Genomic DNA, 19,913 nt, shown 5'->3' with positions numbered 1-19,913 from the left:
ATTCTAAGAAGCCCCCGACGTGGCGAGCGTCGGGGGTTTCGCTCTGTCACGCGGAAGGCTCGGCCAACCTGCCTTCGGCGAGCGCGTTCACTTGTGCAACTGGATAAAAAACCGACCTTGACGACGGCGATAGGCGAACGACAGTCAGCGGTCCACCGCGGCGATCTTCCAGCTTTTTGAGGGTGTCAACGTGCGCGCCGATGATGCGAGCTGCTTCCTTGCGGGAAACGAGCTTGCGTACCTCGTCGATTGACTTGATCTTATTTGGTCCACGCGTCGTGGGATTACGAGTGCTCATGGCTGATCCAGGTTAATGCTACCGCTCCTCGTCAATGACGAGCGCGCGTTTCGTTTGTGGATTCAGCCGTGTCATCGGCCCGGTTTCGTGTGGCCAACGTTGACGAACAAACTTCAACTTATCAAGCGGAAACGGGCTTTTTTCCGATGACTAGGGACGATCAACGCGGAATTGGAAACCGACCATCCTGCAAACGCGCTCGGGGCGGGATACAGCGGTTTTGCCTTCTTACCGCACGCTGACGCGTCGGACTTCAATTGCCCTCATGGGGCGCGCTCTGCCGGGCAGGAGCGTCATCGTGCGAGAACGACGACGTTCGAGCGTTCCGGTTCGAGAATGTTGCCGATTAGAGCTGCAACGGCGGTCAGTGCCTGCGCTTTCTCGGTATCATATCGGTGCCGATCGTAAACTCCTTCGACGCCTGCGATGGCGTGGCCAAGCGTTCTCTCAGCGATGTGCGGCGCGACGCCTGCACGGCTCATCAGACTGCGCGCAGTTCGACGTAGATCGTGCAGGACCCAAGGTTGAATTTCGGGCAACGACTTCGCCATCGCTTTGTCGAGCTCCGCCTTGCCGCCCCCGAAGGCGCTGAAAGAGCCATAAGTTTCTTTGCCAGGTCCGTTGCGCCGCGGTTGAGTGTAGCTGCTTGGAAACACGAAGTCGTTGAGGCGAACGTCACGCTGGGCCTCAATGAGTGCGAGCGCGGGCTTGGGCAGCTTCAAACTCTCTGCATTGCCTTTTTCGCGCGCTTCCGTCGCAATGACCCACGCGTCCCCTTTGAGATCAGCCCAGCGCATTGTTGCGCATTTCGCGCGCCGCTGACCTGTGAAAAGCAAAAACTTAGTGAGATTTCCGAACGTACCCAAGTCGGCACACGCCTCAAACATCGCGCGGATCTCATCGTCGTTCAGAATGCGTTTGCGAGCGCGCTCCTTTGGCGCTTTGATGCGAGCCATACCTTTGACGACTGGAGACGAATATTCATCGGAGTTCGCTGCGCGATTTGCCATCATCGAGCGCAGGACCGCCAGCGTTGTGTCGGCTGCACGAGGCCCGCGGGTCTCTTCTATGTCGTCCAGCAGTTCGGAGACATCGGAGCGCTTGATTGCCTCAAATGGCTTATCGCCCCATCGAGGATACAGCAGCTCGACCAGTCGACGCATTTGCGCGGCAGTCCGACGTTTGCCGTCGACATGCTTCTTCAAGTATCTTTCGGCGACGGTCTTGAAACTATCCTTGAGAGCAACGGCCTGCTTTGCTCTCTCCGAGAGGATCGCCTTCTGATTTGCTCGAAAGTGCGCGGCGGCATCCCGCGCCGCTTTGACCGTCATGTGATCAGGGGCGTCCGGCTCAAATCGTCCTAGTGCCTCGGATCGGGTTTTGCCATTGACGTAGAACAGGCAGCGCCACGATTTGGTGCCCTTCTCGTTGACCCGCAGGATTAGGCCCGCCTGTTTTGTGTCGCGATACACTTCCTGCCGCCCAGGCGTGGGCTTGAGCTTTGCGGCAGACAATTCGGTGAACAATGTTTTCGGCATATCGGGGCCCCCAAAGGTGCGGTCCCAGGTGCGATTTCGGGACCGCCTTGACGATCATCGACGATCGACAATTCACACCGATATTTTAGACTAACCCATTGAATTTGTGAAGGAATTGGTTCCATCGATCATCGATAATCATCGACGATCATTGATGCGCATATCGACTTTTAATCACGGGGTCCTGGGTTCGAGCCCCAGCGCGCTCACCAATATCCGCTTTTAGTTCAAAAGAATGAGTGCTTTGATTGCATGCTATCGTCCCGTGCAAGGCTTTGTGGGACGATTATGGGACGATTGGAGGACTGAGTTGGCCAAATTGAATTCAACGTGACTGAAGTAGCCGCGATGGGTACATCGCATGGGATGCCATCGAAGCGTCAGGACACACGATCCAACTCAAAAGCCCGTACCTCACGGCCGGAACGTACCCGGACAGCAGCAATCACTTCGCCTATTGATCCGACCAGATGTCCGTCAGGCGTGAACTTGCGACCGGGATAAAGCGCTTCCAATTCCGCAACGGCGCGGTAGATGTCGGTGACGGGCTTAGGCAGATTGATGCGCATCGGTCGGTGCGCGGGACCGAGGTCGCTCGGCATAGACGAGTGGTTCTTTGACGAAATACTCACCGGCTGGCCGCCTCCTTCGCAAGAACGACAACCCATGCGCCCCATCCGCAACCGAACGCGATTGCGGCGACCCTGCAACTAAGTCTCTGGTCTTATGCAGGAGGCTTCTCAGCGTTTCAAAATGAGCTTACCAAACCGCACAATATCCTCGTTCGACCAAAGGTATTTGGTGCCAGTATTTTTGCTGAACACCTCGAAGATGCCGCTCCCACTCTTTGAGACCTGAAACCCCATCATTTGAGCCTCTACCAGCACTCGTAGCGCCTCCTGACTAGTCGCGTCCCCTTCCTTCGTTCTTGAAAATTGGCGCAGCCACTCAGCACCGGCTTCCTGTTCCGCGTCCTTGACCAAGCGCTCGACAATGTTCGGAATGTACGTGCGGTCTTCATTTAAGGCGAAGAAAGCTTCCCCGAACCTCTCAACCCAAATAGCTCCGAACGGCATAAGTCGCTCCGCCGCCTCTCGGATTTCGTCGTCGTATCGTACCAGCGCTTCCCAACGTGTCATGACGCCCAAGCGGCCTCTTCGTCGACATCCGCTATTCCGCTAAGGTATTTATCATACGTCTGTTTGAGGTACTTTAGGGAACGGTCGGGATCGACGTTGGCTTGTAAATGCTCTTGTACGAAGCGCATTCGCCCTTTGCCCTCCGTTAATATTTCTGCCCATGTCTTGACCCAGACCTTCACCCGGCCATCATCCGCATCTGAAACAAGTCCGCGCGGACGGTCTTTCTGTCGCGTTTTCACTTGTGCGAAGGCGTCAAGGTCATTGGAGACGACCCAAAAATTCCAGCTTGTCTTAACATGTCGAAACCGCTCGTCGTTCGCTACAGTGTAGGCGTACTTCTCGGTCTGGCTGATTTCGTCAGCACCCACCTTGACACTCGGTCGCTTCAATTCCACGACGAGATGTTCAAATTCATCCGCACGGTTTTGAGGCACGGAACGAGAGAGCATCAAGTCCACGTGACCTGCCCCTGAGTTTTCATCCAGAGGCAATTAGAGTCTCGGGGGTTTGTACGCCGATTGGCGCAGGTGGAGCAACGGGCGATCGGCGGAGCTGGTCGGGGTTGCGCAGCCGATCGCCCGTTGCGGTGAATGTGGCAGCATAGGCCGCCGGGGTGAGGTATTTCAGCGATGAGTGCGGGCGGTCGCCGTTGTAGTCGGCAACCCACGCCGCGATCTTTGCCCTGGCGTCGTCGAGGTCGAAGAACAGGGTCTCGTTGAGTAGTTCATCACGCATACGCCCGTTGAAGCTCTCGACGAAGGCATTCTGGATCGGCTTGCCCGGCGCGATGAAGTGCCAGTCGATGCCGGTGTCCTTGCACCAGGCCAGCATGGCGTTGCACGTGAACTCGGTGCCGTTGTCGGAGACGATCGAGCCAGGCTTGCCGCGCCGTTCAACGATCGCCGTCAGTTCCCGAGCCACCCGCCGTCCGGAGATCGACGTGTCCGGGACCGCGCCCAGGCATTCCTTGGTGACGTCATCGACGATATTGAGAACGCGGAAGCGCCGTCCGTTGGCGAACTGATCGTAGACGAAGTCGAGGGACCAACGTGCGTTCGGCTTCGCCTCGACCAGGATAGCCCGGGTGCCTGTCGCCTTGCGGCGAGCCCGCCGCTTGCGGACAGTGAGCCCTTCCTCGCGATAAAGCCGGTGGATCCGGTTGATCCCGGATGGCTCGCCCTCCCGCCGCAGCAGGACGAACAGCCGGCGATAGCCGAACCGGCGGCGTTCATTGGCCAGCTCGCGCAGCCGGGCGCGCAGCTCGATGTCCGGTGGCCGGCGAGAGCGGTAGCGGATCATCTTCCGATCCGCACCGACGATCGAACAGGCCCGCCGCTCCGACAGGCCCATCGCGGCCTCCAGATGCGCCACCGCGGCGCGTTTGGCGGCGGGCCCTACCATTTTTTTGAAAGAAGCTCGCGTAGCGCGGCCGCATCGAGCATCTGCTCGGCCAACAGCTTCTTCAGCTTCGCGTTCTCCTCCTCGAGCGCTTTCAACCGCCTGGCCTCGGAGACATCCATGCCGCCGAATTTGGCCTTCCAGTTGTAGATCGTCGCCTCGGAAATCCCGTGCTTGCGAGCCAGGTCGGCCGTCTTCGCCCCGGCCTCATGCTCCTTCAACACGGCGATAATCTGCTCTTCCGTGAACCTTGCTCGCTTCATCTGTCCGTCCTTTTCAGGCCGGACTCTAACTCCATCTGGAGGAAATACTCAGGGGCAGGTCACACGATCCCAACCTTGCCGTCAATTCGCTTGACGGGACTATCAATAACGACGTCGTCGCCCAACAGCTTCCGGTGCTTCCGCAATACCTCCGTTAGCGACTGGTCATCGACTGTCAGGCTAAACTCTTCGCCGAATATCCACGTATTATCTGCGATGATGCGATGAAGTTGGCTTCTCTCCTTCAAGTGCGCTTTTGTCTCAGCGCTGAAGAGCAACGCTTCCAGCCCATGCAAGAACTTTAGTCTATCAGCAACCATCTTTGACGCGCTGATGACGTTCGCGAGGTCAGCCTCCTCCAATAGCCTTGCGAGTTCCTGGAGTTTTCGCTCGGGCAATTCAAGCACCTCGCGTAGGATCAATTGCAACTCGTCGGGACCTCTTTCGATTGCCTGCCTCAGCATGCGCAACTGAAAGGCCTTCGTCTGCTTCGGGGCTGTCGCAAAGTCGGGCAGATGCTTATTGACGTTCAAGGCAACGATCTCGAAGACCTGCCGCTCTGCGGTCTCGACAGCAGTCTTTGGCTCGTCGCGATAGGGGTAGACGTTCTCCGCTTTCCATTCGTCAATCTCCGACCGCGCAGCCTCGGCGTTGCGGTCACGGAAGTAGTTCTTTATCTTGGTCGAAGCTTGCTCGTACGCGCTTTCGACCGCTCCGTTCATCTCCGCTAGGTCGAGCGTGCCTTTCATCAGGAGGTCCGAGATCAATGGAGACTTGATGTAGGCCGAGAATTGCGCGCCGGGTGTGTGAAACGACGGCACTATCCGGTGCAACGGAAAGCCTTCGTCACCACAGAGAAACACGGATCGCTCCTGCGCTGCGGTCCATTCGATCAATTCAAGCCTTGCGGGATACGGCTTCCCATCATCCAAAACAGGATCAAGATCGAACGTCTCGCGGCTACGAATTAATTCCGACGGATCGAGCTTCTGATGGTCAACGTAAATAGCGACCGTAGGATAGTCCGTCAGGTACAGAGCAAAAATCTCAGAAAGGGGTTGGACTGCTTGATCCGGTAACAGCGAGCGAAAGGTTCGATCTAACTCCGTGATCCTTACCTCGACCCCTGTCGAGAGCGTCGGCGGCACCTCAACGGGACGGCTGACGCGGACATCCACGAGGTCGTCTCGCATGAGGCCGATGGTGTATTGCAGCAGCTTCTGGCCTTCACGGAAGGTAACAATCCAGTCGGCTACTCGTCCGAGGGCCAGTGCCTTGAAACGCCCCTTGCCTTCTTTGCCATGCAGAAAGCGCCCCTGTCCCTTAGACCTGGCCATCCCCTTCCACGAACCGCCAAGTTTACCGAACAGAGCGCCAGCTTCATTGTGTGGGATACCGTGTCCGTTGTCGCGGATCACGAGAGCGGTCATGGCAATGTCGTTGAGTTCGACTTCGACGTCGACGCGGGTGGCGTCTGCGTCGACGGCGTTCCAGACAAGCTCAGCCACCGCCGCAATCGGGCGACCGGTGGTGAGCTTCTTGATGTGATCATTATCAACTTGAACTTTAAAATGTGCGTCAGTATCAGCAACCATAATCTCTCCCCCAACAACCAAGAGTTTAACAGCGTCGCTCGTTACGTCCAAGTGTGGATATTCGCTCGCCTGCCAGAGGACACCGCCCGCCATTGGGCGCTCGTGACGCATCAGCGTTTACACATTGCGGCCTTGTCCTCCTTTCCGACTCCACGCATCACTATCCTGAGCGCGTCATCTGCCAATGGCCGCTGCAATGCCTTCGCCTGATCCCAAGGCGCACGCAGCCAGGCATCGCGTTCCTCGTCAGTCGTCATGATCACCCGCATGGCCTCGGATGGATCGGCTCGACAATTGCATTCGGTGCGGTCGTCAGGAAGCCGTGGACCTGATGCGGCCCAGGCACCGGCTTCGACTTCGTGCCGCGATCACCTTTGAAGGTGGTCCAGATGCCAGCAAACGCCGCCAACGGGCGCTCCTCATCGGGGCCGAACAGACAACATCCTTTTTCTTTGTCTCCGGGTTCGGCTCGGGAGCGTATTCCGCGAAGCTGTTGAACGGGACCAAGCAGCGGTTCTCTGGCTTTAGCCAGCCACGCCAGTGCTGATGTTGGTGCGGGCGGTCCGCCCGTGCGCAGCGGCGGCGGCATGCCCCAGCGCATCAGCGTCATCTCAGTGCCGCTCTCGGTGTTTCGGATCACTGGTGCGGGATAGTCTGGAAATACGCCGGGCATCGGTGCGAGGTTTCCGACGTGGCGGTTGACGACGCGGAACAGGTTGGTGATCGCGGCTTGGTTCGTGGTGATCCTGTAGAGATTGCACGCGGCTGAGATCTAATCGGGATAGACCATTCCATTCTTGGCATACAGGTGCCGGCCTAATGCCACGATTTCTCTGGGTTTGATTACGTATCCTAAATTGATCATCGTGCTTATCTCCGCGACGGGTACACTCTTGGTCGGAATGTTCTTCACGGTAATATTTCCGTCCTGCTGCCAAACTGGACCGGAGAACAAGACGCCCAGAAAAATCGCACGGGTGCCTAAGCTCACGTTTCCATTTTTTTCCGGAATGGTGCCCTGATTATAGATGAAAACTGGGGACCCTGACGAACCGGGGAAGCACGCCATATCGATGACAGTCACACCGGGCCCAGACTGGCCTTCAATTTGATAATCTACTCCGGGATGAGATGCCGTAACCCCTCTGCGTATTAGGGGCAGATTATTAACGTGATCCCACAATCCATTGGGATACCCGATCATGAGAACCTGTTCGACAGCATCCAGCTTCTTTAGTTCTTCGTCGCCGGGGACGCCACCGAGGGGCACATAGAACGGCTGGTGGGGCGCAGGTACTTTATTCTGAATTTGAGCAATCGGCAAAACACATAGATCAACGTTCGGATCTGGATGCTCGGTCCAACCGTTTCCCAAACCCGCCTGAATATTGACGTTGAATGTTCCAGATGGAGCTTTCTCGCCCTTCTTCGGATCGTGGAGATGCAAGAGGAAGTTCTGCGAGATAGAGCCCTGTACAACGTGCCTGTTCGTTATGATAGCAGGGACGACTTGGCCTTCTTCTTTCAGTGGAAAGTTGTAGAAGAACCCGGTGCCACGACTGATCGCTGCTCCGTTTTGAGCAATTATTCGGACGGTCGAGTACATCAGTTGTTCGGCTATAGAAGTAGGCTGAATCATTTTGACTTCCGCAGCGTAGTTTATTGTCGCGAGCAGCGAAACCAGCTGTTTCGCACAGGTTGCACCATGGCGGCCGCACGTTCAATTCGCGCTGGAGCTATTCTGTGAACAAACTGAGAGGCCACAAACAAATTAGCAGGTTTGAACTGCACAAGACGACCGCCAAACAAGTGGTTTCTTACACGGTCGAGGACCTCCTTCATGAATACGATAAAATCGATGGCGTGTTCGGCGATATGATCGAATTTGTAAAGGTGGTCGCCACAAGCCCGTAGGATGGGTTGAGCTCTTGCGAAACCCATCACTTGTTGCGATCCGCGCCAATGCGATCCGTACTCGCTTGTTCAAGCAATCGTCAAAGGGGCCACAGAGTGACCGATCGAATGACCGGCGAAGGTTTCGCAAGAGCTCAACCCATCCTACGCGCTCCATCGTCGAAGCAAGCCCAGCGCCTCCTTTCTGATCTGCTCTAAGTGCAGACGGCAATGATGCTTTTGGCGATTACGGCGATAGTGCACTCAAGTCCGCCAGATCGAGCCGCCGTTGCCTCGGCCTTGTCATCCCTGCAGGCATCGGAAATGATGCCCCGTTCGTGGAGGGGCAATCACGCCCGCCTCGCTTCTTTCGAGATTTGAGGTGAGCAACGATGGCCCGTACGATCTTGGACGACATGGAGCGCAATCCATCTGGATGGCGCATCCAGGATGTTGAGACCATTTGCGGTCTTCACGATGCCAAGTGCGTCCCACGGTAGCCTTCCTGCGAGATTGAGACCATATGGGCGAGCGTCCGCATTACAAGATCATCATCGAGCCGCTGTCGGAAGAAGACGGCGGCGGCTTCGTTGCGACTGTGCCCGACCTTCCCGGCTGCATGTCCGATGGTGCGACCGAATTCGAAGCCGTGCAGAATGTGCAGGATGCGATTGCCTGCTGGATCGAGGCTGCCGAGGAGGACCATCGTCCCGTCCCCATTCCCTCGCACCTCCGCCGCGCGGCGGCCAGCTAGCACGCACGATCGTCGAGCTTCGAAACCCATTATTCCTTGCGACCGGCACCATTGTGATCCGCAGTTGATCGTCAGTGCATTCCTCAGCCGCTCCTACCTCGCAAAACAGCTCGCCAGATTCCGATAAACCCCAGTAGTCGCCCCGAGATGAACTCCCCGCAGCATCCGCCTATCGTGCCCTATTCCTCCAGGCACTTTGGCGATGGTTTGCGCAGCGAAAGACAGCCCGCCTATTCTGATCTGCTGCAAGTGCAGACGGCCGATGACGTTTCTGGCCACGCTTCCCGCCATCCTCCATCTGCCCGCGATCCACGCTTTCCAGTGCCGCCCCTGTCTGCGCGTCGACAGCATTCCGCTGGCGTAGGCGATCATGGGCCTGCCGCCGGGCCGCTGACGCTGCCTTCAGAAACCAGCACCAAGGCCGGACGGCACAGCAGGTGGGCAGGAACAAAGGCCCCTGCTCCAGCTTGATAATCTCGCTGGCTCGTCGGCCGAGCTGGCGGAGGCGGCCCCAACTCGCCGGAGCCGCGTTTTCTGCGCATGGGTCCTCACGTCGTGGACGAAGAGCGCGACTGGAGGATGATTTTGCGGGTTCTTGTAGCTGAAGACGAAGACCTGATCCGGGATGTGGTGGTCGACATCCTGGAGACGCAAGGGCACGAGGTCATGGAAGCTGATAGCGGCGAGCGTGCGCTCCAGCTCTGTGCCGAAGCCGCGCCCGATCTACTATTCACGGACATCAAGCTGGCCGGTTCGCTGACGGGCTGGGACGTTGCCATCCAGTGCAGGCAATCCAATCCGCGCATGCCGGTCATCTACGCCACCGGCTACACGCACGACGCTCCAAGACCGGTGTCAGGCAGCATCATGCTGCAGAAGCCGTTCAGGCTTGAACGTCTTTTGGAGGCGATGACCTCGCTCGCGGGCAAGTAAACCGCGGAACGATGATCTGTCGCAGCAATTTCTTTCCTCGGAGTAGGAGTTGCGTATGCGTCAATCACCCTCGATCGTCCCGCTGGATCGCCTGGACCGCGAGATCTACCTCGTTCTGGAGGACTTCGGCGCGCGTGCCGGCTGCGCCTGGCGAGAGACCGACGAGCAGGACACCGACCGCGAGACGGTGCTGCGGGACCTGCTCTCCGGCCAATACGCCTACCCGCTCAGGATCGTCACCTTCAACGCCATCGACGGCTGGTCGCGCGACGCCACCGAGGACATCGCCGACGCCCTGGCTGACCGCGCGGCGCGCGACCGGATCGACTTGTCGCCTGCACTCGAGGCTTTCATCCGCGCCAATTCGTCACGTCCGTTCGGTCTTCAGCTGGCACTGCCTCTGCGCGGGGCCGCCTGACCTGATCCCTCGAACGAAGAGCCTTCCGCAAACCCTTGCAGGAATGCCGAATATCTCGCCGGCACGGTTCTAAGCTGGGGTGGTCGCCACCCACCCCAAAAACCCGCTGACAACCCGCCCGAAACGTGTAGGATTCGCTCCAAACCGGAGGAGCGGCATGTTTGAAATCAACGGTTTCGACACGGCGGGTATCGTCAGCCTCAAGCGGCCTTCACTCGCCGCCGCCCTCAAGAAGGCCAGGGAGCTGGTCGAGGATGGCTGCTGGGACGTTCAGGTCGTCGATCCCGCCGGCCGGGTCTACACCTCGTTCGAAGAGCAGGCCGCCTGATCCCAAGCGGTCTCCCGCCGCTATCCGCCTCGGCCGACATTCGACGCGGCATCGTGCAGCCAACGCTGGGTTGCTTCGCGGCTTAACGGTTTAGCGGCCAAGCTTAACTGCGCGCGCTCCTATGGGACAGTCCGACCGTCGCTGAACGCGCCGCCATTGCCAGTCCACCGGTTTGGGCGCAGGCTTCTCTCCAGGCGCTCAAGACGCCGCACAGGGAGCGAGCCATGAAGGAACCGGGCCTGGACGGCCGCCATCGCGACAAAGATGGCGGGATCAGCAAGAAGCACGGCAACACGCTGGTCGGCACGTTGCGCAAGATCTACGGCAAGAGCTTTGCCGCCGGGTATCCCGATGCGACGCAGCTCAGCGAGGTCCTGGCGCAGCTGAACGAGACGTCGCTGAGCCAGCTGCGCCGCGACCACGACACCGGTCATTTGGCGCACAAGATCGATCACGCCTTGAAGTGACGGCGCCGATCCGCCGCGCCGGACCAGCGCGGACGTCGTTGTCGCCGATCGGCTTGACGCGGCTTCAGCTTTCCGGGGTCGCCGCTGGCACGCTCAGCGGCGCGCCGCCAACCGACACCGGCCCCACGGGTCCCAGAGGCACTACAGGCTTGGGCTCCCGGACCGTCCGCTTGCGCATCGCGGCGGACAATCCATAGCGCGCATGCGCTCTTCGGACGGACGAGGTGACGTCCGACATCGCCGTGCTCTGCAGCGAGTCGATCTTCGCAATCAGCGTCGACAGCTGCGACGAGATCTTCTTCACGTCGACCCGCTCGTCGGTGATGCTCTGTCGCAGCGACAGCAGCAGCATCGAATCCTGCTGCAGCAGAACCGAGTTCTGATCCGCTGCCTGGTTGTTCTGCTGCAGCAACGCGGTGTGTTGCTGCTGGGCCGCCTGAATCTCCTTCAGGGCAGCGACGACCGGATCCGGCTTTGGCGCGGCCGCGTCATGGCGCGGCAGCAGCTCAGCCAGGCTGCCGAGGTTCAGCGACGAGAAATCAGCCGGCGCCGTGTAGATGGCCGCCGCGCCGTTGATGGCCAGCGCGCATAGCGAAAAGGCCAGGATCGATTTGCGGCTCGACCGCTTGATCGGTTCCGAAGCTACGGGCGTTTCGGGTTCATGCGCTGACGCGGCTTCGGCCAGGGCGGCGGCGTCGAGCTCTTCGGCAAAGCCTGCCGTTTCGAATGTCGTGGTCACGTGCATGGACCCCAATGAGCGAGCAACAGGAAGCCGCTCCTGGAAACGCCCTCACGAGGAGTCCCTTGTACGCAGCACCCTTACACAACTGCCTAAAATTGTGAGCATTTCGGATTAATTCCACGTTAGCGGCGAGGCGGCTGAAGGGCCCAACGTCTCCGTTCGAGTACGGGGACCGGCGAACATCCCTGTTTTGCCCGACGCGGCAAACGCACCCTTTCCGCCGGATTCAAAAAGCCTTGCGCCAGCAGCACTTAGCTACTGTGCATGGGGTTGTTTTCGCATATTTTGCAGGCCGCCTCAGCCCTCGTCCAGCAGCTCGAACAGTTCCTCCACCCGCTCGAACGGCGCGCCCTGCATCTTGGCGTGATAGACCACGCGGTCGCCGTCGCGCTGCAGCGACTTGCCCCGCGACTTCCGCAGGCGCCCCGGCAGGAAGGTCGCGGCCGCAGCTTCCGGGCCGACGTCGAGGCGGATGATGCCTCTGCGCTTGCATTCGATCCTGAGCCTCGCCGCGGCGAAGAAGTCGCGCGCGACCTCCGGCAACGGACCGAAGCGGCGGGCGGTTTCCTCCTCGAGGTCTTCGAGGTCGTCCTCATCCGTGCAACGTGCGGCGCGCGCATAAAGCTCGAGCCGCACCGGTTCGGACTGCACGTAGCTCTCGGGCAGCATTTCGCCGAGCGGCAGGTTGAGGTCCGGCACCCATACCGCCTGCCCCTCGTCGAGCTTCTCCGAAGCCATCTTGAGGAGATGACTGTAGAGCACCGGCCCGAACACCTTGACGTGGCCGGATTGCTGCTCGGAGAACAGATCGCCCGCGCCTCGCAGGTCGAGGTCGCGCTCGCTGATGGCAAAGCCAGCGCCGGGCCGGCTGAACTCCTCGAGCACGGCCAGCCGCTTCTCGGATTGTCCGGATTGCGTCTCGGTCAACAGATGGGCGAAGGCGCGGATGCCGCTGCGGCCGACGCGTCCGCGCAGCTGATGCAGCTGGGCGAGGCCGAACTTCTCCGGCCAGCAGACCACGATGGTGTTGGCACGGGGAATGTCGAGCCCGCTTTCGACGATGTTGGTCGCGAGCAGCACGTCGGCCCTGCCCTCGACGAAGCTCATCATGCGGTCGTCGATCTCGTTCGCCGCCAATCGGCCGTGCAGACAGACGATGCGCAGGTCCGGCGCCACCGCCTGCACCCGCGCCAGCATCGGATCGAGGTCCTGGATGCGCGGGCAGATCAGAAAACTCTGGCCGTGGCGGCGCTGCTCGCGCAAGAGCGCCGAGGCGATCGCGGCATCCGACAGCGGCGCGATCCGGGTCGCGACCGGCAGCCGGTGCACCGGGGGCGAGGCGATCACGCTGAGGTCGCGGAAGCCGGCAAGACCGGCGGCGAGCGTGCGCGGGATCGGCGTCGCGCTCATCATCAGCACATGGACGTTCTTGGCGAGGCCGGCGAGCCTGGCCTTCTCGGCGGCGCCGAAATGCTGCTCCTCGTCGATGATGACGAGGCCGAGATCGTCGAACCTGACGTCCTTGCCGGTGAGCGCCTGCGTGCCGATCACGACCTTGATCCGGCCGCTGCGCAGGCCCTCCCTGGTCTCGCGCAGCTCGGCGCCCGAGGTCGCCCGCGACAGGTTGCCGACCTCGATGCCGAACGGGGCAAAGCGCTTCTGGAAGGTCGCGACGTGCTGGCGCGCCAGCACCGTCGTCGGCACCGCGACCGCCACCTGCTTGCCCGAGAGCACCACGGCCGCCGCCGCCCGCAGCGCCACCTCGGTCTTGCCGAAGCCGACGTCGCCGCAGACCACCCGGTCCATGGGATGACCGGAGGCGAGATCATCCAGCACGTCGTGGATCGCCACGGCCTGGTCGATCGTCGTGAAGTAGGGGAAACGCGCGACGAACTTCTCGTAGGCCGATCCCGGCGGCACCAGCTTCTCGCCGCGCCGCCGGCGGCGCTGGCTGATGTGCTTGGCGAGCGCCCTGCCGGCCGCCTGAATCTCGCGCTCCGCCTCGGTGCGGCGCGCCCACCATGTGCTGCCGTCCGCCTTGTCGAGCGAGAGCTTGCCGAGCTCGGCCGCGTAGGGCCACATCAAGGCGAGATCGGACGGCGGGACCAGCACCGCATTGTCGCCGGCGAACTTCAGGCGGATCATCTCCCGCAAGCCGCCGCCGCCGGTGTTGACGGTCTGCAGGCCGTCGAGCACGCCGAGGCCGCGCTGGAGATGGATCACCACCGTGCCCTGCTCGGGCACGTCGGCATGGTCGAAGGCCGTGCTCCAGGCCCGCGCCATCGGCTGCGGATGATGCGCCCGGCTGCCGAGCACGTCGGAGGCCGTCACGACGACGAGAGGCTTTCGGCCCGGCACGACAAAGCCCGCATCGAGATCGGCCAGCAGCGCCGCCTCGCCGCTCCGCGCGCTCGCCGCCTCGTCCCAGTCCTCGCAGCGCGCCGCCTTGAGGCCGCTCATGCGCTCCATCACGCGCAGATCGTCCTCCTGCGCCGCGGCGAGGATCAGGCGCGAACCGGCCCGCCGCGTCTCCTCGACGAAAGCACGCAGCGCCTTCCTGGCGGATGTCAGCTTCGAAAACTCCGGGATGGTCTGGGAGGACGCCGCGCGCGGCAGCACCTTCATGCCCTTGGAGAGCTGCTTCCAGTCGCGCCGCCCGAGATATTCGCGCTCGCGCTCGGCGCGCGGCGCGGCCTCCTCGATCGTATCGAACCAGCCGTCGACGTGCGCCGGAATGCCCGCATCGGCGATCCATTTGGCACGTCCACAATAGTCGAACAGGCTCGCGCGCTTGCTTCCTTTGCCGGCAAGGCCAAGCCGCTCCGACATGGGATCGACGAGAAGCTCTTTGGTCTCGAAGATGATCCTGTGCTCGTTCGGATCGAACGCCACGATCCGCTTGATCGCCCGATCCGAATGCTCGATCCGGAACGGCCCCAGCGCGCCTGCGGGAAAGATCTCGAAGGTCTGGCCGTGGAACAGCGCGCCGCCCGGATAATCCGGCTCGTCGTCGAGATCGTATCCGAGGGCTTCGAGACGCGTCTCGAGCTCGCGCTCGGAGAACGGGCCGCCCACCTTCAAGCTCAGGCTGAGGCGCACCAGGCTCGCCGGCGGCGGCAGGCGCTCCATCACTGCTTCCGCCGTCGAGACGAGAAACAGCGGGTTCTTGGATTTCGCAAGGCGCCTCAGCACGGAGGCCCTGCGCCCCGCGAGCTCGTGCGACGGCTCGAGCTGATCGAACGGCAAGGTGTTCAGGCGCGGAAACACCAGGACCTCGCAAGCGGGGTCGAGCGCGTGGATGACGCTGCCCAGCCGCTCCGCCCTGTTCTCGTTCTCGGCGAGAAAAACGATGCCGCCCGGTCCAGACTGCTTCCATTGGGCAAGCAGGTGGAGCGCCAGCACCCCGAGCGGCGACGCCGACGAGATCGTGGCGCGCTGCACCGCCTTGCTCGTCCTTGGCGACGTCCTGTTCGGCAACGCCTTGCTTGTCGACGTCCTGCTCGGCAACGTCTTCTTCGGCGACCTCTTGGCCACCCGCGCCTTCTTGGTAAGCCTCACTTGAATCCGTTTCTGGTCGTAAACCGTCGTCAACTGAACGCCAGCCGCCCTCATTTGCGATTCGGCGACATCGCGCCATGCATATGAGATTTGCCCCGCGAACGCACGCCTGGTGGCAACGTTCGGCCCGGCGCAACGATCCCGACACAAGGGCTGGCTTGTCGACCGCTGCAGCGGAACTGGCGCGGCGCGGGATCTGCGTCTGTCGATGCGACGCTGGCGCGATTGTAACCGTTCCGCGCACGGAGAGAAACGAAAAACCCCAGCGCTTGGAGCCACGCTGGGGCGTTTCGTTCAAATGAATTGGTCAAGCAATGACATCTTCATAGCAGCGATTTCAGCGCGCGCTTGTGAACTGGTTCACATGCCTGCGGCAAAATAAACGACCTCAGCGCGGAGGCTCTGAGGTCGCCAACCTTTGTGGGGAAGGTTTTGTCGCGGCCCGCTGCTTTTGGGGGGCTGGGGGTGGGGCTGGGCCGGAGCCAGGATTCGACGCCGGCCATGCCAAGTCGTTCCATGCAAGTCGTTCCATCTTCGCCGGCGGAAAGCTTCGGCGCGGCGGCCTGAACGTTCGTCCCGTTCAATCCGCCGGAGTGGGATACCGCATTGCCGTTTGAGCGCGCACGCGCCGCGCGCTAGGATGCCGGCTTTTACGGAGGCTCATTTGAAACCATTGCTTTTCATCGCCGCCGTCGCGCTGCTTGCGTCGGCCCCCGCCCGCTCGCAGACGCTGGTCGATCCGAGCAAGGTCGCTCCCGAATATCGCGAGGCAGCCGAGAAGCGCCGGGCCGAGCAGCTGCGCCAGCGCGAATGCGCGCTGAAGGCGGATCTCGAGAAGGTGCTGCCCAGGGATCGCACCGCTTTCCTCACCCACTGCCTCGACACGATGGCGGCCGGGCAATAGCGGCCGGCCGAAGCTCGCGCGCTCCGGCATCCTGCCGCAATATCCTTCAAGCTTTGTTCAGACATTTGGGATCAGCTCGAGATCCGTTTTTCAAAGTCATTGTTGTCGGCGCATGAGCTCGGTCCAGATTCAGTGCACGCGGTGCAAGAGCGTGTTTCGCGATCGCGCCGGGCGGTTGCAGGACGGCTATTCCAGGCAATGCCCGAGTTGCGAAGTGGTGTTGTTCTTCACCGAGGATTCCCAGCATCCCTTCATCAAGCGCGCGATGCGCAATGCGCGCAAGGTCCGCAAGGATATTAGGGAGGCCGAGGCCTTGAGGCTTGCCGCACCCGAACCGCGCGCGGCGCAATCGAGGCGATTTGCCGGACGGACGCGATCGGCCGAACGCGAGGACTAGCTCACCTCGGCTTCTGCTTGCGCGGAAACAGGCGGTCGCGGATGTAGCGCGAGGTCGCGGTCAGACGGATGCCGCGCGGCTTCTGCCAGGCGGCGCGGTCGATCTCCTTCTTGTCGCCGATGGCCAGCCGGCCTTTGGCGCTCTTGGCAATGAAGATCGCGTCGCTCATCTTGCGGCCGGAACGCTTGTTCCTGGCTTTCACTTCCTTCCAGAGACTGATCCTGCCGAGCTTCAGCTTGGGCAGTTCCTCCCGGATCTCCCGCCGCAGGCAATCCTTCGCAGACTCGCGCGCCCGCTTGCGGCCGCCCGGAAACATCCACAGGCCGTCCGACCGGCGTCTGACCAACAATACCTTGCCGCGCCTCGCGGCGACGAGCTTGGAAGACTTCGCCATTGCTGCCGTCGCTGAAACAGAATCGTTCCGATCGTAACTTGTCTAGTGAAACAGACAAGTTCGCGGCATGCTTCGAGGCGCCGGATGCCGGCGCGGCACCTCGGGCAGATCGCCGCGGTTGGCGCGGGATCAGTCCTTGCCTGCCCCTGCCCGGTCCTCGGTCCTGATCCAGGCCATCATCAACTCCCAGGCCACCGACAGGATGATCGGGCCGATGAACAGGCCGACGATGCCGTGGGCGAGCGTGCCGCCGATCACGCCGACGAAGATCACGATGGTCGGCGTGGTCAGGCCGCGTCCCATCACGAGCGGCTTCAACATGGTGTCGATGAAGCCGACGAGGACGAGAAACACGGTGAGCAGCAGCGCCGTGGTGACGTCCTTGGCAGTCCAGATCCAAATGATCACCGGCAGCAGCACGAGGAACGCGCCGATCTGCACGATCGAGAGCAGCAACACGATGAAGGCCAGAAGGCCGGCGCTCGGCAAGGCAGCGAGCTTGAAGCCGATGCCGGCGAGCAGCGCCTGCACGATCGCGACACCGATCACACCCTGCGCCACGGCGCGGATGGTCGCGCCCGCCAGCGAGAGGAAATGCTCGGTCTGCTCCGGCACGATGCGAAACAGGAAGCCGCGGCCGGCCGCGACCAGCCTCGGCCCATGCGGAAACAGGAAGCCGGCCACGAACACCGAGACCAGGAACTGGAGCGTGCCGACGCCGGCATCGCCGGCAAGCGACAGCAGCGGGCCCGCCAGCGGCTGGAGATACGGCGCCACCTCGCGCACCAGCGCGCGGACGTTGGTGTAGGCCTGGTCCCAGAGCTCGTAGAGCCAGGGGCCGACGAGCGGCCACGATTTGATCTGCTCGGGCGCGGCCTGAAGCGCCAGATCGCCGGTGCCGAGCTGGTGGGCCAGCTCGCGCACGCCGTCCACCGCGCTGATGCCGAGCCAGGTCGCCGGGCCGATCACGATGCCGAGCGTGATCATGGTCAGGATCGCGGCTGCGGTCTTGGGCCGGCCGCCGAGGGCTTTGGCGACCCAGCTGAAGGCCGGATAGAACGCAACCGCGAGCACGCCGCTCCAGGCCAGGATCGGCACGAACGGGCGGATGATCAGGAAGGTCCAGATGATCAGCAGGGCGAGCAGGCCGAGCCGGATCACCAGCTGGATGACATCCTCTCCCGTCAGGAGCTGACGGAGACTTTTCACGGGCACTGCTTTCCTTGCGGCATGAACGCAAAACTTCCGGTGCTTGCGAGGCCCAGCCGTTATTGCCAGCAACGCATCCGGCGTCAAGGCGACGGGAACCGGCCCGCCCCGCGATTGGCACCACGTCAGGGCCGTTGCACCATGGCCCGCGACCCGCGGCCGCCTCCGACGTCGCCCGCCCTTGGCTAACGCCCGTTAACCGGATTCCCGCGCGCCGGTTTACGCCGCTGCAAACGCCCGCGGCTAGCGTGGATCGGGGTCACCAAGAAGCATTCCGTGCAATGGCCAACAGCATCTGGACGATCGAAGAATTCACCTGTGCGGGTTGCGGCATGAACTACACCGCGACCAGGGAGGAGCACAGCGAAGCCCACGCCGGCCACTTCAAATGCAGCATCTGCAGCGGCGTGGTGCACGCATGGTCCGGCAAGCATCATTTCTTCGGCTGGCAAGCCGTCAAGACGCGGCCACCCGTGTTCGGAAAGCGCTGGGCGGACGTGGAATGGTAGGCCGCCCATCACGCGGCCAGCCCTGACGACGCCTCAGGGTCGCCCGAGACGGACCGGCGGATCGGCCGAATTGCAGCGGCGCCATTTGGACTCCGTTCATCGATCGCCGCTAGATCAGAACCGACCCTTGGCGCCGAACCAGCAATCATGGCCGACCTCAACGCCGTCCTGACTAGGCTCAACGACCGCCTGCTCCGCCTCGAAGGCGAGCTGTTCGTGCTGCGCTCGCTGGCGCGCGCGACGCTGACGGCGGGCGATGACCACGCGGCGCGCATGCGCAAGCTGGTCGAGGCCGCAAAGGTCGCGCTCGACGACGAGGCCAGGCGCCCGCTCGACAAGCCGACACGCAAATATGTCGACGCGGCAACCGCGCTGGTGGAGGAATTGCTGGTCGAGCCGACCCCGGCGCGGCCGCTGTTCACAGTGATCGATGGCGGCCGGCGCGATTGAACGACAAGCGCATTGACCGACGATCAGACGGCGCCGCGGCGTCCGTAGCCTTGCCGCGCAGACCCCGCTAGATCGCCGTGGAATTATCTGCCTTGAGCCGGCTGAGGCCCGCCTCGATGATCGCGATCTCCTCGTCGATCTGGCCGATCGGCAGGCTGAAATCATAACCGGACCTGCTCTTCAGCTCGACCGCGAGCCGCTGCCTGTGCATCATCAGCTCGTCGAGCCCACGGCGGTTCTTCAGCCGCACATAGCTGTCGACAATCTGCTCAATTGCGCGCGGCATGAGATTTGTCCCGGCGAAAAGGCCCGCGCGGCGCACCCACGCCGGCGGGACATTTTCGATGTCGCGGTACGCAATACAAATCCGCGACGGATTCGTCGATACGCCGGGTTGGTTGAGATCGCGTTACCATTCGGTGATTTCGTGATACGCGGCATTGAAAAGGCCGCTGGCGGTAACGCCAGCGGCCCAGGCCGGGTTTAAAAACGGATGCGGGTTGAAATGTAGCCAGCCCCGGTCCACGCACTCTTATCAGCCCGCCCGGCGTCCCTCTGTTAACAACGAAACACAGGAACCGACTTGTCGGACGCTTGCCTTCCTGCCGTGGCCGCACGGCAACGCTCATGGTTCGCGCAATGGGTTCGCGGAAGCAATTGCGCGGCATTCTGCGGCCGCCATGGAGACACCGGAACGGCTGGCTGCGCGTTCAGGGCCCCGTC

General features: G+C 61.8%; 24 protein-coding genes and 1 pseudogene. 11 read left to right on the top strand and 14 right to left on the bottom strand.

Features of this window, described 5'->3' with window-relative positions; genetic code table 11:
* Nucleotides 1-46: 46 nt before the first annotated feature.
* The 9 genes and pseudogenes from K410_RS39630 to K410_RS38505 all read right to left on the bottom strand — a co-directional run bounded on the left by K410_RS39630 (nucleotide 47) and on the right by K410_RS38505 (nucleotide 7,873).
* On the bottom strand, nucleotides 47-298 hold the full coding sequence (locus tag K410_RS39630) for a hypothetical protein (protein WP_155253487.1): 252 nt from the start codon (nucleotides 296-298) through the stop codon (nucleotides 47-49).
* Between the two features lie 293 nt (nucleotides 299-591).
* A complete protein-coding gene (locus K410_RS0118755) occupies nucleotides 592-1,836 on the bottom strand; it encodes a tyrosine-type recombinase/integrase (protein WP_028136313.1) in 1,245 nt (414 codons plus the stop codon).
* 380 nt (nucleotides 1,837-2,216) lie between these two features.
* Entirely contained in the window at nucleotides 2,217-2,405 is a 189-nt protein-coding gene (locus K410_RS38510; RefSeq protein ID WP_155253486.1) for a DUF6998 domain-containing protein, read from the bottom strand.
* Between the two features lie 171 nt (nucleotides 2,406-2,576).
* Entirely contained in the window at nucleotides 2,577-2,984 is a 408-nt protein-coding gene (locus tag K410_RS0118750; RefSeq protein ID WP_155253485.1) for a hypothetical protein, read from the bottom strand.
* Nucleotides 2,972-3,427, bottom strand: coding sequence for a hypothetical protein (locus K410_RS0118745; protein ID WP_245269474.1), 456 nt, complete (start codon nucleotides 3,425-3,427; stop codon nucleotides 2,972-2,974). The genes K410_RS0118750 and K410_RS0118745 overlap by 13 nt, the downstream gene beginning before the upstream one ends.
* Nucleotides 3,428-3,455: 28 nt before the next feature.
* A protein-coding gene (locus tag K410_RS0118740; protein WP_155253484.1) for an IS3 family transposase occupies nucleotides 3,456-4,639 on the bottom strand; the annotation gives its coding sequence in 2 pieces (ribosomal slippage) (nucleotides 3,456-4,387 and nucleotides 4,387-4,639; 1,185 coding nt in all).
* A gap of 59 nt (nucleotides 4,640-4,698) precedes the next feature.
* Complete coding sequence (locus K410_RS36975; protein ID WP_245269398.1) at nucleotides 4,699-6,327, bottom strand: ATP-binding protein; 1,629 nt, start codon at nucleotides 6,325-6,327, stop codon at nucleotides 4,699-4,701.
* 17 nt (nucleotides 6,328-6,344) lie between these two features.
* A pseudogene (locus K410_RS36970) lies at nucleotides 6,345-6,907 on the bottom strand (SOS response-associated peptidase family protein).
* 99 nt (nucleotides 6,908-7,006) lie between these two features.
* On the bottom strand, nucleotides 7,007-7,873 hold the full coding sequence (locus K410_RS38505) for a S1 family peptidase (RefSeq protein WP_080672171.1): 867 nt from the start codon (nucleotides 7,871-7,873) through the stop codon (nucleotides 7,007-7,009).
* A gap of 104 nt (nucleotides 7,874-7,977) precedes the next feature.
* Between K410_RS38505 and K410_RS39625 the strand changes: the two genes are divergently transcribed.
* The 6 genes from K410_RS39625 (at nucleotide 7,978) to K410_RS0118690 (ending at nucleotide 11,027) form a co-directional block, all read left to right on the top strand.
* A complete protein-coding gene (locus K410_RS39625) occupies nucleotides 7,978-8,148 on the top strand; it encodes a hypothetical protein (protein ID WP_155253483.1) in 171 nt (56 codons plus the stop codon).
* A gap of 502 nt (nucleotides 8,149-8,650) precedes the next feature.
* Nucleotides 8,651-8,881, top strand: a complete 231-nt coding sequence (locus tag K410_RS0118715; protein ID WP_028136309.1) for a type II toxin-antitoxin system HicB family antitoxin — start codon at nucleotides 8,651-8,653, stop codon at nucleotides 8,879-8,881.
* 555 nt (nucleotides 8,882-9,436) lie between these two features.
* The gene (locus K410_RS0118705; protein WP_196236022.1) at nucleotides 9,437-9,814 is read left to right on the top strand and encodes a response regulator; all 378 of its coding nucleotides are present in this window, start codon (nucleotides 9,437-9,439) and stop codon (nucleotides 9,812-9,814) included.
* A gap of 55 nt (nucleotides 9,815-9,869) precedes the next feature.
* A complete protein-coding gene (locus K410_RS0118700) occupies nucleotides 9,870-10,232 on the top strand; it encodes a hypothetical protein (RefSeq protein WP_028136307.1) in 363 nt (120 codons plus the stop codon).
* Nucleotides 10,233-10,389: 157 nt separating this feature from the next.
* The gene (locus K410_RS40405; protein ID WP_194408051.1) at nucleotides 10,390-10,560 is read left to right on the top strand and encodes a hypothetical protein; all 171 of its coding nucleotides are present in this window, start codon (nucleotides 10,390-10,392) and stop codon (nucleotides 10,558-10,560) included.
* 224 nt (nucleotides 10,561-10,784) lie between these two features.
* Nucleotides 10,785-11,027, top strand: coding sequence for a hypothetical protein (locus tag K410_RS0118690; protein ID WP_028136306.1), 243 nt, complete (start codon nucleotides 10,785-10,787; stop codon nucleotides 11,025-11,027).
* 64 nt (nucleotides 11,028-11,091) lie between these two features.
* Here K410_RS0118690 and K410_RS0118685 read toward each other — a convergent pair whose 3' ends face one another.
* Both K410_RS0118685 and K410_RS0118680 read right to left on the bottom strand, forming a co-directional pair.
* Entirely contained in the window at nucleotides 11,092-11,772 is a 681-nt protein-coding gene (locus K410_RS0118685) for a hypothetical protein (RefSeq protein ID WP_028136305.1), read from the bottom strand.
* 294 nt (nucleotides 11,773-12,066) lie between these two features.
* On the bottom strand, nucleotides 12,067-15,171 hold the full coding sequence (locus tag K410_RS0118680; protein WP_028136304.1) for a DEAD/DEAH box helicase: 3,105 nt from the start codon (nucleotides 15,169-15,171) through the stop codon (nucleotides 12,067-12,069).
* A 25-nt stretch (nucleotides 15,172-15,196) separates the two neighbouring features.
* On the opposite strand from K410_RS0118680, the gene K410_RS41285 reads away from it, so the two are divergent.
* The 3 genes from K410_RS41285 (at nucleotide 15,197) to K410_RS0118665 (ending at nucleotide 16,628) form a co-directional block, all read left to right on the top strand.
* Nucleotides 15,197-15,331 (top strand): hypothetical protein, encoded by a 135-nt coding sequence (locus K410_RS41285; RefSeq protein WP_283805925.1) that lies wholly within the window; start codon nucleotides 15,197-15,199, stop codon nucleotides 15,329-15,331.
* A gap of 660 nt (nucleotides 15,332-15,991) precedes the next feature.
* Nucleotides 15,992-16,231 carry a hypothetical protein gene (locus K410_RS0118670; protein WP_028136303.1) on the top strand — a complete coding sequence of 80 codons (240 nt, stop codon included), beginning with the start codon at nucleotides 15,992-15,994 and terminating at the stop codon, nucleotides 16,229-16,231.
* A gap of 151 nt (nucleotides 16,232-16,382) precedes the next feature.
* Nucleotides 16,383-16,628 (top strand): hypothetical protein, encoded by a 246-nt coding sequence (locus K410_RS0118665; protein ID WP_433994202.1) that lies wholly within the window; start codon nucleotides 16,383-16,385, stop codon nucleotides 16,626-16,628.
* 1 nt (nucleotide 16,629) lies between these two features.
* On the opposite strand, the gene K410_RS0118660 is transcribed toward K410_RS0118665, so the two are convergent.
* Nucleotides 16,630-17,022: an NUDIX hydrolase gene (locus tag K410_RS0118660; protein WP_028136301.1), complete on the bottom strand. Its 393-nt coding sequence runs from the start codon at nucleotides 17,020-17,022 to the stop codon at nucleotides 16,630-16,632.
* Between the two features lie 129 nt (nucleotides 17,023-17,151).
* Nucleotides 17,152-18,237 carry an AI-2E family transporter gene (locus K410_RS0118655; RefSeq protein WP_049820092.1) on the bottom strand — a complete coding sequence of 362 codons (1,086 nt, stop codon included), beginning with the start codon at nucleotides 18,235-18,237 and terminating at the stop codon, nucleotides 17,152-17,154.
* A 275-nt stretch (nucleotides 18,238-18,512) separates the two neighbouring features.
* Between K410_RS0118655 and K410_RS0118650 the strand changes: the two genes are divergently transcribed.
* Nucleotides 18,513-18,740 (top strand): hypothetical protein, encoded by a 228-nt coding sequence (locus K410_RS0118650; RefSeq protein ID WP_028136299.1) that lies wholly within the window; start codon nucleotides 18,513-18,515, stop codon nucleotides 18,738-18,740.
* 147 nt (nucleotides 18,741-18,887) lie between these two features.
* The gene (locus tag K410_RS0118645; RefSeq protein WP_028136298.1) at nucleotides 18,888-19,190 is read left to right on the top strand and encodes a hypothetical protein; all 303 of its coding nucleotides are present in this window, start codon (nucleotides 18,888-18,890) and stop codon (nucleotides 19,188-19,190) included.
* A 67-nt stretch (nucleotides 19,191-19,257) separates the two neighbouring features.
* On the opposite strand, the gene K410_RS0118640 is transcribed toward K410_RS0118645, so the two are convergent.
* Nucleotides 19,258-19,476 (bottom strand): hypothetical protein, encoded by a 219-nt coding sequence (locus tag K410_RS0118640; RefSeq protein ID WP_028136297.1) that lies wholly within the window; start codon nucleotides 19,474-19,476, stop codon nucleotides 19,258-19,260.
* Nucleotides 19,477-19,913: the final 437 nt, after the last annotated feature.

Origin of the sequence: Bradyrhizobium sp. 22 (assembly GCF_000482425.1) — a bacterium.
Lineage (GTDB): Bacteria > Pseudomonadota > Alphaproteobacteria > Rhizobiales > Xanthobacteraceae > Bradyrhizobium > Bradyrhizobium japonicum_B.
Note: the sequence above shows the minus strand (reverse complement) of the source record. Positions and strands in the feature narration are given on the sequence as shown.

Coding starts and splice junctions, on each gene's coding strand:
- K410_RS0118755 (WP_028136313.1), bottom strand. CDS start 1,836: ATGCCGAAAACATTGTTCACCGAATTGTCTGCCGCAAAGCTCAAGCCC.
- K410_RS38505 (WP_080672171.1), bottom strand. CDS start 7,873: ATGATTCAGCCTACTTCTATAGCCGAACAACTGATGTACTCGACCGTC.
- K410_RS36975 (WP_245269398.1), bottom strand. CDS start 6,327: ATGGCGGGCGGTGTCCTCTGGCAGGCGAGCGAATATCCACACTTGGAC.
- K410_RS0118645 (WP_028136298.1), top strand. CDS start 18,888: ATGGCCGACCTCAACGCCGTCCTGACTAGGCTCAACGACCGCCTGCTC.
- K410_RS0118700 (WP_028136307.1), top strand. CDS start 9,870: ATGCGTCAATCACCCTCGATCGTCCCGCTGGATCGCCTGGACCGCGAG.
- K410_RS0118650 (WP_028136299.1), top strand. CDS start 18,513: ATGGCCAACAGCATCTGGACGATCGAAGAATTCACCTGTGCGGGTTGC.
- K410_RS0118745 (WP_245269474.1), bottom strand. CDS start 3,427: ATGCTCTCTCGTTCCGTGCCTCAAAACCGTGCGGATGAATTTGAACAT.
- K410_RS0118715 (WP_028136309.1), top strand. CDS start 8,651: ATGGGCGAGCGTCCGCATTACAAGATCATCATCGAGCCGCTGTCGGAA.
- K410_RS0118660 (WP_028136301.1), bottom strand. CDS start 17,022: ATGGCGAAGTCTTCCAAGCTCGTCGCCGCGAGGCGCGGCAAGGTATTG.
- K410_RS0118690 (WP_028136306.1), top strand. CDS start 10,785: ATGAAGGAACCGGGCCTGGACGGCCGCCATCGCGACAAAGATGGCGGG.
- K410_RS38510 (WP_155253486.1), bottom strand. CDS start 2,405: ATGCGCATCAATCTGCCTAAGCCCGTCACCGACATCTACCGCGCCGTT.
- K410_RS0118640 (WP_028136297.1), bottom strand. CDS start 19,476: ATGCCGCGCGCAATTGAGCAGATTGTCGACAGCTATGTGCGGCTGAAG.
- K410_RS39630 (WP_155253487.1), bottom strand. CDS start 298: ATGAGCACTCGTAATCCCACGACGCGTGGACCAAATAAGATCAAGTCA.
- K410_RS40405 (WP_194408051.1), top strand. CDS start 10,390: ATGTTTGAAATCAACGGTTTCGACACGGCGGGTATCGTCAGCCTCAAG.
- K410_RS0118685 (WP_028136305.1), bottom strand. CDS start 11,772: ATGCACGTGACCACGACATTCGAAACGGCAGGCTTTGCCGAAGAGCTC.